We start from the raw sequence: 16,891 nt of genomic DNA on the forward strand, positions 1-16,891 counted from the left end.
CGATGGATGCCCGCCGGGCCGAGGGCGAGGTCCGGTTCGAGAAGGTGCGCAAGGTCTTCGGCACCAACCTTGTGGTGCGGGAGCTCGACCTGCTGATCCGCGGCGGCGAGTTCCTGAGCCTGCTCGGTCCTTCCGGCTGCGGGAAGACGACGTCGCTGCGCATGCTGGCCGGCCTCGAATTTCCGACCTCTGGCACCATCTCGATCGGCGGGCGCGTGGTGAACGAGGTGGCGCCGGGCGCGCGCGATGTCGCGATGGTGTTCCAATCCTACGCGCTCTATCCGCACATGACGGTTGCGGAGAACATCGCCTATCCGCTGAAGAAGCGCGGCGTGCCGCGCGCGGAGCGCGAGGAGCGGGTGAAGCGCGCGGCGGAGTCGCTGCACCTGACGGAGCTCCTGCCGCGCAAGCCGCGCCAGCTTTCGGGCGGGCAGCAGCAGCGCGTCGCGCTGGGCCGTGCGCTGGTGCGCGATCCGCGCGTCTTCCTGCTGGATGAGCCGCTGTCCAACCTGGATGCGAAGCTGCGTGCCCATATGCGTGCCGAGCTGATCGAGCTGCACCAGCGCGTCGGCCGCACCTTCGTCTATGTCACGCATGACCAGCTCGAAGCGATGACCATGTCGGACCGCATCGCCGTCATGCATGAGGGCGTGCTGCAGCAGGTCGGCACGCCAAGCGAGGTGTACAACCGGCCGGCCAACCTGTTCGTCGCGGGCTTCATCGGCGCGCCGACAATGAACCTGCTGCGCGGGCGCGCGGAGAACGGCGCCTTCGCACATCCGGCGGTCCGTGTTGGGCTGTCGGGACATGTGACGCCGGATCTGGTGCTCGGCCTCAGGCCCGAGGACATCGTGGTGGGCGAGGGGCCGTTCGAATCCCGCATCCGCCTGGTGGAGCCGCATGGGCATGAGCAGATCGCCCAGCTCGATATCGCCGGCGGCGACGTGCTGACCATCCGCGCCGATGCCGCGCTGCCGCTCGCGGCCGGCGAGACGCTGCGTTGGGGCGTGCGCGCCGCGCGACTGCACCTGTTCGATGCGGCGTCGGGTCTGCGGCTGGATGCCACCTGCACCGCGCCGCAAGCCCTTGCGGCCTAGGAGGACTGGAATGGACCGCAACAGCGTGGACTGGTCGGGCCCGATGCCCGCCGTGACGACGCCCTTCGACGCGGAGGGTCGAGTCGATTCCGCCGGCTTTCGCGCCAACATCGCGCGGCTGCTGGACGAGGGTGCGACCGGGGTTGTCGCATGCGGCTGCACCGGCGAGTTCTGGTCCCTCGCGATGGAGGAGCGCAAGGCGCTGTATCGCGACGCCGTGGCGGCGGGTAAGGGCCGCGGCACGGTGATCGTCGGCACGGGCTGCGTCGGCGCGGACGACACCATCGCCCTGGCCCATGCGGCGAAGGAAGCGGGCGCGGACGGCATCCTGGTGCTGCCGCCCTATTTCGTGAAGCTGACCGACGACGAGATCTTCTGGCATTTCGCCGCCGTCTCGGCCGGCTCGCCGCTGCCGATCGTCGCCTACAACATCCCGGGCAATGCGGTGAATGCGATCTCCCCGGCGCTGGCCGTGCGGCTCGCGGCGCTCGACAAGGTGGTGGCGATCAAGGAGAGCAGCGGGGACTGGAACAACTTCTACGCCACGCTGCTGGCGGTGAAGGACTCCCTTCGCGTCTTCTGTGGCCCGTCCTCCGTCTTCGGCGTGCCGGCGATCCATGCCGGCGCCGACGGCACGGTGGATTGCTTCCCCAATGTGTGGCGCGGCACGACAGAGCTCTGGTACGCCGCGCGCGATCCGGCGCGACAGGCGGAAGCGGAGCAGCTTCAGGCCACGTCGCGCCGCCTGACGGACCTGTTCGTCACCGGCGGCCGCACCCTCTATCCCGCGACGAAGGCGGCGATGGATCACCTGGGCTTCCCCGGCGGCGGCGTGCCGCGCCCGCCCTTGCAACCGCTTAAGGGCGAGCCCCTGGACGGGCTGAAGCGCGGCCTCGCGGATCTCGGGATCGGCTGAGATGGACCTCGGTATCCGTGGCCGCCACGCGATCGTCTGCGCCGCAAGCCAGGGCCTCGGCCGCGCCTGCGCCGAAAGCCTGGCGCGCGAGGGCTGCGACCTGACCATCATGGCCCGCACGCCCGGGCCGCTCGAGGAAGCGGCCGAATCCATCCGGCGCGCGCATGGCGTGCGCGTCACGACCGTCGCCGGCGACGTGAACAGCGATGCCGGGCACGATGCGCTGCTTGCCGCCTGTCCCAACCCCGACATCCTCGTCACCAGCCCCGGCACGCGCCAGGTTCCCGGCGATTTTCGCACCTGGGACCGCGGCGAGTGGCAGCGCTGGTGGAACGAGCATTTCTACACGGCGGTGGAACTGATTCGCCGTACCGCGCCGGGCATGTGCGAGCGGAAATTCGGCCGCATCGTCAACATCAGCGTCAGCTTCATCAAGTTCCCGCAGGTCGGCTTCGCGCATAGCCACTCCGCGCGCGCGGGACTTTCGGCGGCCATCGCTTCCATGGCGCGGGAGCTCATCCCGCACAACGTCACTGTCAACAGCGTCTGCCCCGGCCTTTTCGACACCGAGGCGCTTCGCGTGAACCTGCATGGCCACGCGAAGCGCGGCAACACGACCTATGAGGCGATCGTGCAGGACCGGCTGAAGACCTGCCCGGCCGGCCGCTTCGCCGACCCGTCGGAATGCGGCGACCTCGTCGCCTATCTCTGCAGCGCGCAGGCCGGCTTCATGACGGCCCAGAACATCGTCAACGACGGCGGCGTGTACCAAGGACTGTTCTGATGGAGGCGATGCTGCCTGCCGCAGGCCGTGTCGTCGCCATCTCCGGCGCGGGGCGCGGCCTCGGCGCGGCGATCGCGCGGCGGCTGCATGCCGAAGGTTTTTGCCTGGCTTGCGGCGTGCGCGATCCGTCGCGCAGACTGTCGCTACCAGATGGTCCCCGCGTCACCTGGCACCGCTACGATGCGGCGCAGCCGGACAGCGCGGGATCGTGGATCGCGGAGGCTGTCGCCGCGCATGGCAGGCTCGATGCGCTCGTGAATAATGCCGGCATCCTCAAGCGCTTCACGCTGGAGGAAGGCGACGAGGCCGCGCTCGACGAGATGTGGGCGGTCAATGTGAAGGGCCCGCTGCGCGCCATCCGTGCCGCCATGCCGCATCTGCGCGCGGCGGGGCATGGGCGCCTGGTGAACGTCGCCTCCACCGACGGCAAGCGCATCCGCGATCCCTCCGCGCCGCTCGGCTACGCGATGACCAAGCATGCGCTGATGGCGCTGACGCACGCCGCGCGCTTCGCAGGCCACGCCGATGGCGTGCGTGCCACCGCGCTCTGCCCCGGCGCGATCGACACCGAGCTCATCGCCGGGCTGCCCGGCGCGACGCCTGCAGCCGGCCGGATGCAGCCCGAGACCATCGCGGAGGTCGTCTGCCTGCTGCTCCGCCTGCCAGACCAGGCGCATGTCGCCGAGCTGATCGTCAACACGCGTCTCGAATCCACGCTCTGACCCATCGGAGGGATCCGTCATGTCCGATCTGCGCGTCGCCGCCTCGACCTTCCCCTTCCTCTATTCGCATTCGGGCCTGGGTGCGCTGAAGCACCTGGCGTCGCAAGGCTACAAGAATTTCGAGCTGATGATCTTCCCGCCGCATCTCTGGCCGTCCGCGATGGCGCCAGCGGAGAAGGCGGAGCTGAAGGCCTGGCTCGACGGCAACGGCCATCGCATCACCAGCTTCTGCTACCCGCTGCTCGACAACAACCCGAACAGCACCTGCCCGATCATGCGGCGCTACACGCTGGACCGCTACAAGGAAGCGATCGACCTCGCGGACTACCTCAACTGCCCATTCGTCTGCGCCATCCCCGGCCCGGTGAACTCGCTGATCAACCCGCCGGTGCCCTGGATGCGCGAGTGGTTCGTGCAGGGCATGAAGGAGCTGGTCGCGCACGCCAAGGGCAGCCGCACCGAGATCATCCTGGAGAACGTGCCCTTCACCTTCCTGCCCACCGCGAAGGACATGCTGGACGTCGCCAACGACATCGATCCCTCCGTCGGCATCAACTTCGACGTCTGCAACAGCGCCTACATCAAGGAGGATCCGGCGGCCGCCATCCGCATGCTCGGCAAGCGGGTGAAGAACGTGCACATCAGCGACAGCGGCTATGAGGTGTTCAAGCATGACCGCCTTGGCACTGGCATGGTCCAGCCCGGACCGGCCGCCGCGGCGCTGAAGGAGACCGGCTACACCGGGCTGACGGTGCTGGAGATCATCACCGATGCCTGCCAGCCCGGCACCGATCCCGATGGCGACCTCGCGGCCAGCCACGACATCCTCGCCAGACATGGCTGGGAAAAGCGGCCCGGCGCGCGCTGAGCGGCGCCGGGGCAGGGCGCCTCAACCCGCTTCGGCCAGCAGCGCCCGCAGGTCGAGCCGGCGGGTGACCATGTCGAGGTTGCCGGCCGCGTCGCGCGGCCATTCCGCGCGGTCGCGGTCGCGATAGAGCTCCACGCCGTTGCCGTCAGGATCGCGGAGGTAGATCGCCTCCGACACGCCGTGGTCCGAGGCGCCTTCCAGCGGATAGCCAGCCTCGACCAGGCGCTTCAGCGCGCGCGCCAGGGCAGGGCGGTCGGGGTAGAGCAGGGCGACGTGATACAGGCCCGTGCTGCCCATGGGCGGCGGGCTGCCGCCGGCGCTTTCCCAGGTGTTCAGGGCGATATGGTGGTGGTAGCCGTCGGCCGAGAGGAACACGGCCTGCGCGCCCATGCGCTGCTGCACCTCCAGCCCGATCAGGTCGCGCCAGAAAGCGAGCGCACGCTCCAGCTCGGCAACCTTGAGATGGACATGGCCGATGCGGATCCCGGCGATGGCGGCCGGCTTCTCCATCGGGGCTTCGAGAGTGGCGGACATCGCGGATGCTCCATGCTGCTGGATGAAGATGGCAGCGTGCGGAGCCCGAGGCCAATGAATGGAGCCTGGGCGATATCATTCAGCGTCTGAATGGAAGGGCGGCACGGAAGCCGCCGCGCCGCCGCATGTCACCCTCCCCCGCGGACGGGGGAGGGTAGGCGGGCTGGTCAGCCGACGCCGAGCCTGCGCTCGACGATCTGGCTCTTCATGCTCTTCTGCAGCTTCTCGAAGGCGCGGACCTCGATCTGGCGGACGCGCTCGCGGCTGATGTTATACTGCTGCGAGAGCTCTTCCAGCGTCGTCGGTTCGTCCTTCAGGCGGCGCTCGATCAGGATGTGGCGCTCGCGGTCGTTCAGCGTCTTCAGCGCCTCGCCGAGAAGCTGGCGGCGGTTGGACATGTCCTGCCGCTCGGCCAGTTCGGTCTCCTGGCTCTCGCTGTCGTCCACCAGCCAGTCCTGCCACTCGCCCTCGCTGTCGGCGCGGACAGGTGCGTTCAGGCTGTTGTCCGGCGAGGCGAGGCGCCGGTTCATGCTGATCACGTCCTGCTCGGGCACCTGCAGCGCCTTGGCGATCTTCTCGACCTGCTCGGGCTTGAGGTCGCCTTCCTCCAGCGCGCTCATCTGGCCCTTCAGGCGGCGCAGGTTGAAGAACAGCTTCTTCTGCGCGGCCGTGGTGCCCATCTTCACCAGCGACCAGCTGTGCAGGATGTATTCCTGGATGGCCGCACGGATCCACCACATGGCGTAGGTCGCCAGGCGGAAGCCGCGGTCGGGATCGAAGCGCTTGACGGCCTGCATCATGCCGACGTTGCCCTCGGAGATCAGCTCGCCGACGGGAAGGCCATAGCCGCGGTACCCCATCGCGATCTTCGCCACCAGGCGCAGATGCGACGTGACCAGCTTGTGGGCGGCCTGCTCGTCGCCCTGATCCTTCCACCGCTTGGAGAGGTTGTACTCCTCCTCGGCGGTCAGCATCGGAAACTTGCGGATCTCCTGGAGGTACCGGGCGAGGTTGCCCTCCGGGGCGATCGGGATGCTCATGCTGGAAGCCATATACGGATTTGCCTCCTTGCCGTTCGGCGCCCCCCGTGACGGCGGGGACCGGATCGGCATGCCGGGTTGCGGCCTGCGTGGGTCATCAACGTCCGCCGGGCCCTCCCGTGCCGTCCCCGCTCCGGTCACGACGGAGCGAGAGCGGTCGGGGCCCTCTTGTCGGCAGGACCGTTGCGGCCCGCGACACGACAGGTGCAAGCGGCACCCGGCGACTATCGACACGGGCCTTATAGCGGATTCGGGGCGCCGGGGTCCAGAAAAACCGACCAGCAAGGTAGGTTTACGCGCTGTAACCTTTCGACACAGGGTTGTCCAACATCGCGAGAAGTCGCGCCATGTCGGGCGGCAGCGGCGCCTTGAAGGACAGGTGCTCGCCCGTGACGGGATGCCGAAAGCCGAGCGACTCCGCATGCAGCGCCTGTCGAGGGAAGGCGAGCAGGGCGTCGCGCACCGGCTCCGCCAGCAGCCGCGCCGAGGCCGGCACACGGCGCAGATAGACCGGATCGCCGACGACCGGATGCCCGATATGCGCCAGGTGCACCCGGATCTGGTGTGTCCGGCCAGTCCCCAACCGGCAGCGCAGCAAAGACGCGGCGGTGCCGAAGCCGCGCTCCAGCCGCCAGCGCGTCAGGGCCGGCTTGCCGGCGCGCGCGCCTTGCTTGCCCACCACCGCCATGCGCTTGCGGTCCATCGCGTGGCGCCCGATCGGCGCCTCGATCTCGCCGGCCGCGGTGGCCGGCAGGCCCCAGGCCAGCGCCAGATACTCGCGGTCGAGGTCGCGGCTGGCGAAGGCGGCGGAGAGCGCGGTGTGCGCCCGCTCCGTCTTGGCCACCACCATCACGCCTGAGGTGTCCTTGTCGAGCCGGTGCACGATGCCGGGCCGCGCCTCGCCGCCGATGCCGGTGAGGTCCTCCGCGGCATGGGCCAGCACCGCGTTGACCAGGGTGCCCTGCTGGTTCCCCGGGGCGGGATGCACGACGAGCCCCGCGGGCTTGTCGAGCACGATGAGGTCCGCATCCTCGAACAGGATGGTCAGCGGGATCGCCTGCGGCTGCGGCGCGGCGGGGACGGCGGGGGGGATCCGCAGCGCATAGCGCGCGCCGGCGCGCACCGACTCCGCCGGGTCGGCCAGCGCCGCGCCGTCCCGCATGGCGTGCCCCGCTTCTATGAGCGCCTTGACCCGGGATCGCGAGAGGCCCTCTAGAGCGCTGGCCAGAAAGCGGTCGGCGCGGGTGCCGGCAGCCTCGGGCGGCGCCACGACCTCGCGGAGGTCGTCGGCCGGGTGCAGGGCAGGGGGTGTCGTGGCAGCGCTCAAGTGGCTTGTCGGTGTGATGGGGGTGCTGATCGTTGCCGGCACCGTGGCCCTGGTTGTGGCGATCGTCCAGCGGATGAATGCGGGGGAGCAGGCGTCCGCGATCGGACAGCGCCATCTGGGCCAGCCCGCGGGGACGAGGATCCTGTCCATTGCCGGCGCGGAGGGGCGGGTCGCGGTGCTCGTCTCCCGTCCCGACGGGGAGCGCGTGCTGCTGGTGGATCCGCAGCGTGGGCGTGTGGTGGGCGAGTTGCGCGCGGCGGAATGAGGTGCGGCCGATGGCGCGCAGCGGCGGGCATCGGAAGCCTCATCTGCCGGAGAAGGTCTGCGCCGCCTGCGGCCGGCCTTTCGCCTGGCGTCGGAAATGGGCGCGTGACTGGGAGATGGTGCGCTTCTGCTCCGACGCCTGCCGCGAGGGCAGGAGGGCGCGGGCGCGCGGAGTGAGTTCGGCGCGTCTTGATCGCGGAGCGGGGCGAGGCTAGATAGCCGGCCTCGCGGCACATTTGGTCGCGCTGGCCTTGGGTCCCATTCGTCTAGAGGCCTAGGACACCGCCCTCTCACGGCGGCAACAGGGGTTCGAATCCCCTATGGGACGCCAGACTTTTCAAACACTTAGATGCGCCATGCTCGGCATGGTCCAATCTTGGGGTCCAAGATCGCCTCGGCAGGTGGTTGCGCCGCTCCCCATCGCGCGCGCGTGCGCGCGTGTTTTTTTCCTCGGGTACTTCCCGGTGTCGTGACGATGTAGGGGTAAAGCGGCATCGTGCGGCTAGGCTGGCACGCACAACAGGGATTCCTCACCCGTTGCAAGATACTCCGGCCACCGGCCGTGCGACCTCAAACAAGCTGCTACAGGGTTGGAAGCTTCATCTCCTGACACTGGGCGATCCTTGCTCGGCGGTCTGACTGCCGCTGCCTAGCGTGCGCGCATCCTTTCCGTCCGGGCAGGCGACGCTCCGCGGCGCGGTTGATGGCGGGGAAGTCGGGCGGCGGCTTCGATACCGCGATGCGCTCCACCGCCACCTTCTGGCGCTCCGTTAGCGGCAGGCGCGCGGCCTGCCGCTTGAGGTCCGACAGGAAGGCGCGCGTCCTATGGGAGAGCCCGCCATGCGCGAGCAGCGCCGCAATCCAGGGTCGCGGTCATCGCGAGTCCCCTTCCAGCCACGCCGAGGCGAGCGCGATGGCACCGCCATGTTCCAGCGTCGCGGCGGCCAGCGCCTCGCCGCGTGCGTTGGGCCGCGTCAGGCCGGCATCGTGTGTCAGTAGCGCCGACATGCCGCCGGTCCGCACATGCTGCGCCCGGCGGTTTTCACGTCGGGGACTCCGCGCCGAGCATCCGGCGCACGGAATTTGCGTCTACCAGTGTCCGGTACCAGTGTCGGGCCGCCGCAGCGTGGCGGGATGCAGGCTCGAGAGGCCCGGGGCGCGAGCAGGCGATCCTTGTCGGCGTCACGGCGGGCCGGCACCGCTTGCGTGTGGATCGGCCGCGCCCACCGGCCCGCCCGCCGGCATCTGCGGATCCTGAAAAGGCGTGATCGAGGGTCCGACGCACGCAGGCGAGCCGGTCGTTATTGATGCAAGCTGAGGTTGTTCAAAGCATAGCCGATGCAGCACAGCCTCTTCGGCCGGGTTCGATGATGCGCCGCAGTATTCGGTCGACCGTTGTGTAAACCTTCCGATTACATCACTGTGAAGAGGGGTGCCGGCAACAGGCGCTCGCGAAGGGAGAGTCCGGCGTCATGGTGGCCATTCGGATCAGCGGCGTCCAGAGCGCGATCACCACGGACGAGGAAAAGCTCAACGCGCCAGTTGATCCTCTGATCCCTCCCTCCGATACCCTCTTCGGTCAGCCCCGCGGTCTGCTTCCCTTCGCCGGGGTCACGGTCCAGTACGGCGCCTACCTGAACGGCGGCGCGCAGTTCAGCGCGGCGACCGCCGGCCAGTTGGGCAACTCGACCGTGGATGTCACGATCACCATCAGCGGCCTCGCGCCCGGCGAGATGTTCATCGACAACGTGGGCAAGCTCGCCGTCATGAGTGCCAGTGGCGGCGTCAGGACCGCCACCCTGATCCTGCAGGACGTCGTCGAGTCCGGGAAGGCCGACTTCGTGACCCGCGTGGTGAGGGGATTGGAACTGGCCAGCACCAGCGACACGCCGCCAGCACAGCACGCGCTCACGGTCTCGATCGACGATCCGAAGACCGACAAGGGCTCCTTCAGCACCATCCTCAACGTCACGCCCTACAACGACGGTCCGTCGGTCGTATGGGCTCCTGCGCCTACGAAAGGGAACTTCGGAAACTACACCGTGCCCGAGGGCTCCCGCGAAGTCGGCGGGTTCATCTTCGGCAAGGATCCGGAGACGGGCGAGGCAGGCACGCGCAGCCTGATCGGGCCGGATGCGTCGCGCTTCGAGATGGATGCCGTCGGCTTCCTGCGCTTCCGCACCGCGCCCGACTTTGAGACGCCGCGCGACGCCAATGGCGACAACATCTATGAGCTGTTCGTCGAGACCAGGGACGCGAGCGGCAGCCAGACCCAGGGCTTCGAGCTTCTCCCCCTGAAGATCACCGTCACGAACAGGGCGGAGACGGCGAGACTCGGCGGCCTGACCAGCCTGCTGGAACTCAGCGAAAACGCGGTGAACGCGCAGCCACGGGTGATCGATCCCGATATCGGCTATACCGCCGGCGACAAGCCCCGCGAACTGCTCGTCACCGGCCTGCTGGCGGAGGATGCCGTCAGCTTCGTGCCGGTCTTCTCGGCCGACGGCCAGAGCTACCTGGTGGACGACCTGGGTGACGGCTCCGGCTCGATCCTGCGCGACGGCAGCCTGATCGCCAGCTTCGCGGGCGGCCGGGGCAACAACCTGCGCGTGACCTTCGAAGCCATCGCGACGCCGGGCGACGTGGATGCGCTGCTCGACCACGTCACCTACCAGAACCTCAGCGACACGCCGACATTCAGCCGCAGCCTGAGCTTCAGGGTCACCGATGTCACCGGCGGCGTGGCGAACCGGCCCATCGCCTCGACCTTCACGGAACTGACCGGCAGCGCCAATCCCTTCGCAGGGATCGATGTCGGCAGCTTCTCCTCGCCGGCGCGCGTGGACCTCGTGCATCCGCGCGGTGATCTGAGCCTCGATGGCCGGCCCGATCTCGTCCTGGGCGAGGGCGCGGGCGGGCTCGTCGTGCTGCGCGCGACCGGCGGCAATCCGGCCTGGGAGCTCGGCTTCCCGCCCTTCGGCACCCATTCGCTGATGCAGTCCGGCGGGGTCCCGTACGACTTCGGCGAGCGCAGCGCGCCGGCGGCGGTGGACCTCGACCGCGACGGCGTGGCGGAGATCGTCGTCGGCGGCACGGACGGCCAGCTCCGGGTGTTCAAGGTGAACAGTTCCAACGACCTCTACCAGGAGCAGGTCGGGGCCGCGAACCCCTTCGCCTACGCACAGCACCAGTGGATCGGCGCCCTCACCGGCCGACAGCTCGGCACCTTCCTGGAGCGGCAGCAGGTGGATGTCGGCGCGGGATCGGTCCCGGCCTTCGGCGACATCGATCGCGACGGCCTGACCGATCTGGTGGTCAGCAACAGCGCCGGGCGGTTCTTCGTCTACAAGAACCTCGGCCACGACTTCCTGGAACGCGCGTCCCGAGAGGTGGAAGTTCTTTTCGGCGCCGCACTGCCGGCGGAGGGCTTCCGCCAGTTCGTGACCTATGAGGACGCCTGGCTGATCAATGGCGGCGAGCTGCGGCCGAGCCTGCGCTGGTCCAGCAATCCTCTGGCCGGCGTGGACGGCAACAATGGCGCGGCGCCGGCGCTGGTGGACCTCGACCTGGACGGGTGGCTCGATCTCGTGGTCGGCGACAATGCGGGGCGGTTCGAGGCTTTCCGCAACGCCGCAGGCGGCTTCACGCCCTTCGCCACCAATCCCTTCGCGGGCATCGACGTCGGCGACGGCGCGCGGCCGTTCTTCCAGGACCTGGATGGCGACCTGCTGCCGGACCTGATCGTCGGCAACGAGCAGGGCACGCTTCGCGCCTGGAAGAACACGACGAATCCGGGCGCGCGCGTCGAGATCCAGGTCGCGCCGCAGAACGACGCACCAAGGATCGTCATCCCGCCGGGCCCCTACACCTTCACCGAAGGCGACCTCATCGCGATCCAGGCATCCGTCGTCGATCCCGACGGGCCGATCCTCTTCAAGCCCTGGTCGCTCACCGGGAACGACGCAGGACGGTTCACGATCTCCGACAACGGGCTCATCCGCTTCGTGGGGACGACGGACTTCGAGCTGCCCACCGACAGCGACGGCAACAACGTCTATCTCGCCACCATCCAGTATTTCGACGGCTACAGCACGGCATCGGCGCCGCTGAGCGTCACCATCGCCGACCGGGTTGAGACGTCGGTCGTCTCCGGGCTGAACACCAACCTGCTGACCAGCGAGCAGGCGGCCGCGACCCGCCTCGATACCGATGTCTCCTTCACGCATGGCTGGCCCGTGGCGAACCAGCAGATGGTCGTGTCGGGCCTCGCACCTGGCGACGTGGTCGCGATCGCAAGCGGCGACGGGCTGACCACGATCGGCGCCAACCTGATCTTCGGCACCACGGTGATCGGCAGCGTCTCCGGCGGCCAGGGCAACAACCTGGTGGTGACACTGAATGGGTTCGCGACGCCGCTGGCCGTGGAGCGGCTGATCGAGGCGCTGACATTCCGGAACACCTCCGACACGCCGCAGCAGAGCCGCACGCTGGTGATCGACATGCCCGGCGGCGCCGATGGCAGCCTGAACGGCGTGGCCGGCGGGCGCCGCTACGTGGAGCAGACCGGTGACGCGAACCCCTTCTTCGGCATCGCCACGGGCTTCGGCAACATCGCGCCCGCGCTGCTCGACGTTACCGGCGATGGCCGGCTGGATGTCACCTACGGCACCACGCTCGGCTTCCTGCAGACCTGGCGCAACCAGCCCATCCCCACCGAGCTCGTCGGCTACGACTTCCGCGGCATCGCCGATGCGGACAACCCGCTGGCCGGCATCGCGCTGCCGCCGGGCATCCAGAATGCCGCGCCGGCCTTCGGCGACATCGATGGCGACGGCCGCAAGGACCTGGTGGTCGGCAGCAGCTCCGGCATCTATGCCTGGAAGAACACCGAAGCCGGCTTCGTGCCCTTCGCCAGCAACCCGATGCCGAATCCGGCCGCGGCGCCGGGCAACACCGACAACACCGCCACGCTGGTGAACCTGGACGCGGACGCCGCGCTCGAGCTCGTCATCGGCACGGCGACGGCGATCCACGCCTATGACTGGAACGGCACCGCCTTCGTCCACAACGCGAACACCTTTGCCGGGCAGGAGGTGGCCGACTACCGCGGCATCCAGTTCATCGACCTCAACGGCGACGGCTTCCTCGACTTCATCACCGGCGCAGCCGATGGCCAGATCGTCGGCTGGCGGCGCAACGTGGCGGGCGAGGGCACGTTTGAGATCAACGCCCCGCGCACCTATTCGCCGATCGGCCCCCACCCGTTCCGCGGCATCGATGTGGGCGACCGTTCCCGCCCCTATCTCGGCGACGTGGACGGGGACGGCTTCACCGACCTGGTGGTCGGCAACGCCGCCGGGGAGATCCGCTTCTTCCGCAACCTGCCGATGCAGCCCAGCATCACCATCCAGGTCACGCCGGTGAATGATGCGCCGGCGCCGACGGTGCCGGCCTCGCCGGTCGTCGTCGCCGTGGAGGAGGGCTTCACCGGCGTCGTGCATCGCTTCGTCGTCACCGATCCCGACGCGTCCATGCAACTGCGCCTGTTCGGCGACGACGCAGCGCGCTTCGTGATCGACCAGGATGACGGCGAGATCCGCTTCGCCGCCGCGCCGGATTTCGAGGTACCGGCAGACCGCGACCGCAACGGCAGCTACAGCTTCACCGTCGGCTTCGAGGATTACGGCAACCCGACCGGAACCGGCACGCACTTCAATGCCTCGGTCTATGCCGTGACGGTCAACGTGACCGACAAGGCCGAGCCGACGCGCCTCGACGCACTGCCGGCAACGCTGGCCTTCACCGAAGGCCAGGCGGCGTGGCGTCTCTTCGGCGGCGCCGACTTCACTGCCGGCACGGCGCTCGGTGGCGCGACGCTCCGCATCAGCGGTCTGGACACGGCGGACGTCATCTCGATCCTGAGTGCCGGGACGATCAGCTACGCGGCCGGCCAGGTGACGTCGAACGGCGTGACCTTCGCCACGGCCACGGGCGGCGTCGGCAGCGACTTCGTCATCACCTTCGGCGCCAACGCGACCGAGGCGATGGTCGACCAGCTGATCGACTTCCTGACCTTCTACAATGGCGACGACTCGCCGACGGCGACGCGCACGCTGGCCTTCACCTACAGCGGCCCGGGTGGCCAGCAGTTCGAGGCCGGCTCCACCGTCAGCACCACCCTGACGGTGCGCGCCACCAACGACGCGCCGGCGATCGGCAACGCGCCGCTCTCCATCGGCTACGTCAACGAGAACAGCACCGACATCGCCTTCCAGGCCATCGGCACCGACCCCGATGGCGACACCATCACCTGGTCCATCAGCGGCCTTGATTCCGGCTTCCTGCTGGTGGACCCGCAGACCGGCGCGGTGCGGCTCAAGGATCCGGCCGATTTCGAGAACCTGCCGGCCGCCGCGCCCGGCGGCGTCTTCGAGTTCAACCTCAACGCCAGCGACGGACGCCTCTCCGCGAGCGGCACGTTCCAGATCGTCGTGCAGAACGTGAACGAGGGCTCGTCGCTCACCGGCTTAGGCCCGCAGATGCAGACGCAGGAAGGCGCGGCGCCGGCGTTGCTGGACGAAAGCGTCGTTTTCACGCGCGCGGACCCGCTCGACGGCACGCAGCTCGTCGTCAGCGGCCTGGTCGCCGGCGACGAGGTCTCGGTGCTCGACGGCGGCGCGCTTGGCGGCATCGGCTTCGTCGGCGGCGTGGTGAGCTTCGGCGGCACGGCGATCGGCACCGCAACCGGCGGCAGCGGCGGCAGCGACTTCGTCGTGACGCTGAACGGCGATGCCACGCAGCAGGCCGTGGACGCGCTGATCGAGGCGCTGACCTTCCGCAACGCCAGCCCGACGGCAGCCGCCTCGCGCACGCTGCGCCTCGATTTGGTGGATGCCGATGACATGCACCTCACCGCCGGCCCGCCCTATGGGCAGGAGATCGTGGTGCAGGTCCTGCCGGTGAACCAGGCGCCGGACGGGCCGCTGCATGTGGTGCTGCCGGCGACCGACGAGGACAACGCAGTCATTCTCTCGCAGAACGCGCTGCTGGCGGACTGGAGCGACCCCGACGGCGACACGCTCTCCGTCGTGAACCTGTCCTCGCCGACGCGGCCCTTCGTGCGCATCGACACCGGCGCGGACGTGATCTTCGTCGCGCAGCCGCCGCAGCAGGGCCAGGAGTTCGTCGGGCCGCTGGTCATCACCTTCGGTGTCTCGGACGGCAACACCGTGGTCGCGGCAAGCGTCGAGGTGCCGCTGACGCCCGAGAACGACGCGCCCTTCGCGCCGCTCGGCTACGGACTGCCGGCGATCGACGAGGACGAGACTGCCACCATCACCGCGGACGATCTTCTTGCGCTCTGGATCGACCCGGAGGGCGACGCGCTGACAGCGAGCAACGTCTCGGCTTCCCTCGGCACGGTGCAGGAGGTCGGCCCGGGCGAGTGGGAGTACACGCCGCCGGCCGACTACGCCGGCAACGTCGTGTTCTTCTTCGACGTCTCGGACGGCACGGTGACAGTGCCGGGCGGCAACGTGGTGCTGTTCGTGGTGCCGGTGAACGATGCCCCGACCGGGCCCGGCAACATCGTGCTGCCCTCCCTGCCGGAAGACACCGACGGTTTCGTCACGGCCGCCGAGCTGCTGACCGGCTGGACCGACATCGACACAATCGAGCTGTCCGTCGTCGCCCTGACCACCTCGACGCCCGGCGCGGTGGTGGAGAGCCTCGGCGGTGGCGAGTGGCGCGTGCGCGGCGCGCCGGACGACGAGGGGGGCATTGCGCTCGCCTATGTGGTGAGCGACGGCACCGACACGGCCGCCGGCACCGCGACGATCGACTTGACGAAGGCCGCCGAGCAACCGGTCGGGCCCTCCGACGTGCTGCTCTTCCCCGGCCTGCTCGAAGAGGGCATGCGGGAGATCACCGCGGCCGAGCTGCTGGCCGGCTGGAGCCATCCGGACGGGCTGGAGCTCTCGGTGCTGGACCTCGTCGCCGGCGCGGGCGCGCTGACGCAGATCGACGCGGGGCGCTGGAGCTACCAGGCGGCGCAGGATGACGACGGCGCGGCCGGCTTCACCTACCTGGTGACCGACGGCGCGGCGACCGTGCCCGGCAGCGCGACGATGGACCTCCTCCCGGTGCAGGATGCGCCGATCGGCCCGGCGCTGATCGCGCTGTCGCCGGTCGCCGAGGACTTCCTCACCACCATCAACGTCGCGGATCTCCTGGCCGGCTGGAGCGATCCGGACGATGACGAGCTGGCGGTGCTGAACCTCGTCGCGTCCTCCGGCACGCTGACGCCGCTGGCGGGCGGCGGCTGGAGCTTCCGCGGCGCGGCGGACGACGACAGCTTCGTGGACTTCACCTACCAGGTCAGCGACGGGACGACGACGGTGGCCGCAGCGGCGCAGCTCGAGCTGCTGCCGGTCACCGCCGGCCTGATCCGGACCGGCAACGGCGGCGCCAACAGCATCGCGGGCGGTGCGGACAACGACACCATCAGCGGCCTCGCGGGCGACGACAGCCTGTTCGGCAATGCCGGTAACGACGCGCTGCTGGGCAGCACAGGCAACGACCTGCTCGAAGGCGGCTCCGGTTTCGACAGGCTGACCGGCAGCAGCGGAGCCGACAGCCTCCTTGGCGGGGACGATGCAGACACGCTGAACGGCGGGGATGGCGCCGACCTGATGGAGGGCGGTGCAGGCAACGACCTGTACGACCTGGTCGACCCGGGCGACATCATCGTCGAGGCGTCGGGCGGAGGTCGCGACACCGTGCGAAGCCGCTTCGACTGGTCGCTGGAGGAGGAGGTCGAGGACCTGGTGCTCGTCGGCACCGGCGCGGCAAGCGGCACCGGCAATGCAGCAGCCAACGTCCTCATTGGGAATGCGGCTGGCAACGCGCTCGACGGCGGGGGAGGAGACGACAAGCTGTATGGCCGCGCCGGAAACGATACCTTGCGCGGCGGCCTCGGCGCGGACTCGCTGTACGGCGAGGGTGATGCCGACACGTACCACTACGGCTCGGCGTCCGAAGGCGGCGATCGCATCGTCGCCTATCGCGGGGTGGCGGACACCATCACGGTGTCCGGTCTCGGCTTCGGCCTCGATCCCGGCACCGACCTCGTCGCCACCGGACGCTATGCGGCGAATGCGACGGGAACGGCGAAGGGCGGGCTGGGCCAGTTCATCTGGGACACCGACGACTTCACCCTGAGCTGGGACGCAGACGGCGAGGGCCTGAACTCACCGATACTCATCGCCGACCTGAGGGGCGCCGCGAACTGGTCCGGTTCGGAGCTCATCGTCGTGTGATGGCGCCACGACGGGCCTGTTG

The 16,891-nt window shown here is 69.2% G+C and carries 12 protein-coding genes and 1 tRNA gene; 9 read left to right on the top strand and 4 right to left on the bottom strand.

What is annotated here, in order from left to right:
- Window positions 1-2: 2 nt before the first annotated feature.
- From DFH01_RS10800 to DFH01_RS10820, 5 genes are read left to right on the top strand one after another with little or no spacing between them, the layout of a single operon-like run.
- Entirely contained in the window at window positions 3-1,097 is a 1,095-nt protein-coding gene (locus DFH01_RS10800; RefSeq protein ID WP_109870437.1) for an ABC transporter ATP-binding protein, read from the top strand.
- 10 nt (window positions 1,098-1,107) lie between these two features.
- On the top strand, window positions 1,108-2,013 hold the full coding sequence (locus DFH01_RS10805) for a dihydrodipicolinate synthase family protein (protein ID WP_158287709.1): 906 nt from the start codon (window positions 1,108-1,110) through the stop codon (window positions 2,011-2,013).
- 1 nt (window position 2,014) lies between these two features.
- Complete coding sequence (locus DFH01_RS10810; RefSeq protein ID WP_109870439.1) at window positions 2,015-2,797, top strand: SDR family oxidoreductase; 783 nt, start codon at window positions 2,015-2,017, stop codon at window positions 2,795-2,797.
- Entirely contained in the window at window positions 2,797-3,519 is a 723-nt protein-coding gene (locus tag DFH01_RS10815) for an SDR family oxidoreductase (protein WP_233256062.1), read from the top strand. Before DFH01_RS10810 ends, DFH01_RS10815 begins: the two co-directional genes overlap by 1 nt.
- Before the next feature lie 19 nt (window positions 3,520-3,538).
- On the top strand, window positions 3,539-4,387 hold the full coding sequence (locus tag DFH01_RS10820) for a sugar phosphate isomerase/epimerase family protein (RefSeq protein WP_109870440.1): 849 nt from the start codon (window positions 3,539-3,541) through the stop codon (window positions 4,385-4,387).
- A 21-nt stretch (window positions 4,388-4,408) separates the two neighbouring features.
- On the opposite strand, the gene DFH01_RS10825 is transcribed toward DFH01_RS10820, so the two are convergent.
- From DFH01_RS10825 to DFH01_RS10835, 3 genes are all read right to left on the bottom strand, one after another.
- Window positions 4,409-4,921: a VOC family protein gene (locus DFH01_RS10825; protein ID WP_199231195.1), complete on the bottom strand. Its 513-nt coding sequence runs from the start codon at window positions 4,919-4,921 to the stop codon at window positions 4,409-4,411.
- 167 nt (window positions 4,922-5,088) lie between these two features.
- Complete coding sequence (rpoH, locus tag DFH01_RS10830) at window positions 5,089-5,973, bottom strand: RNA polymerase sigma factor RpoH (RefSeq protein ID WP_109870442.1); 885 nt, start codon at window positions 5,971-5,973, stop codon at window positions 5,089-5,091.
- 280 nt (window positions 5,974-6,253) lie between these two features.
- Complete coding sequence (locus DFH01_RS10835) at window positions 6,254-7,288, bottom strand: RluA family pseudouridine synthase (protein WP_408609186.1); 1,035 nt, start codon at window positions 7,286-7,288, stop codon at window positions 6,254-6,256.
- A 16-nt stretch (window positions 7,289-7,304) separates the two neighbouring features.
- Between DFH01_RS10835 and DFH01_RS27800 the strand changes: the two genes are divergently transcribed.
- The 3 genes from DFH01_RS27800 to DFH01_RS10845 all read left to right on the top strand — a co-directional run bounded on the left by DFH01_RS27800 (window position 7,305) and on the right by DFH01_RS10845 (window position 7,883).
- A complete protein-coding gene (locus tag DFH01_RS27800) occupies window positions 7,305-7,553 on the top strand; it encodes a hypothetical protein (RefSeq protein ID WP_199231196.1) in 249 nt (82 codons plus the stop codon).
- A 10-nt stretch (window positions 7,554-7,563) separates the two neighbouring features.
- A complete protein-coding gene (locus DFH01_RS10840; protein ID WP_109870444.1) occupies window positions 7,564-7,767 on the top strand; it encodes a DUF2256 domain-containing protein in 204 nt (67 codons plus the stop codon).
- A 40-nt stretch (window positions 7,768-7,807) separates the two neighbouring features.
- Window positions 7,808-7,883, top strand: a tRNA-Glu gene (locus tag DFH01_RS10845).
- A 542-nt stretch (window positions 7,884-8,425) separates the two neighbouring features.
- Here DFH01_RS10845 and DFH01_RS28985 read toward each other — a convergent pair.
- Window positions 8,426-8,560 carry a hypothetical protein gene (locus DFH01_RS28985; RefSeq protein ID WP_269846230.1) on the bottom strand — a complete coding sequence of 45 codons (135 nt, stop codon included), beginning with the start codon at window positions 8,558-8,560 and terminating at the stop codon, window positions 8,426-8,428.
- A gap of 464 nt (window positions 8,561-9,024) precedes the next feature.
- Between DFH01_RS28985 and DFH01_RS10850 the strand changes: the two genes are divergently transcribed.
- Complete coding sequence (locus DFH01_RS10850) at window positions 9,025-16,869, top strand: cadherin-like domain-containing protein (RefSeq protein ID WP_109870445.1); 7,845 nt, start codon at window positions 9,025-9,027, stop codon at window positions 16,867-16,869.
- Window positions 16,870-16,891: the final 22 nt, after the last annotated feature.

Origin of the sequence: Falsiroseomonas bella (assembly GCF_003173615.1) — a bacterium.
GTDB lineage: Bacteria > Pseudomonadota > Alphaproteobacteria > Acetobacterales > Acetobacteraceae > Falsiroseomonas > Falsiroseomonas bella.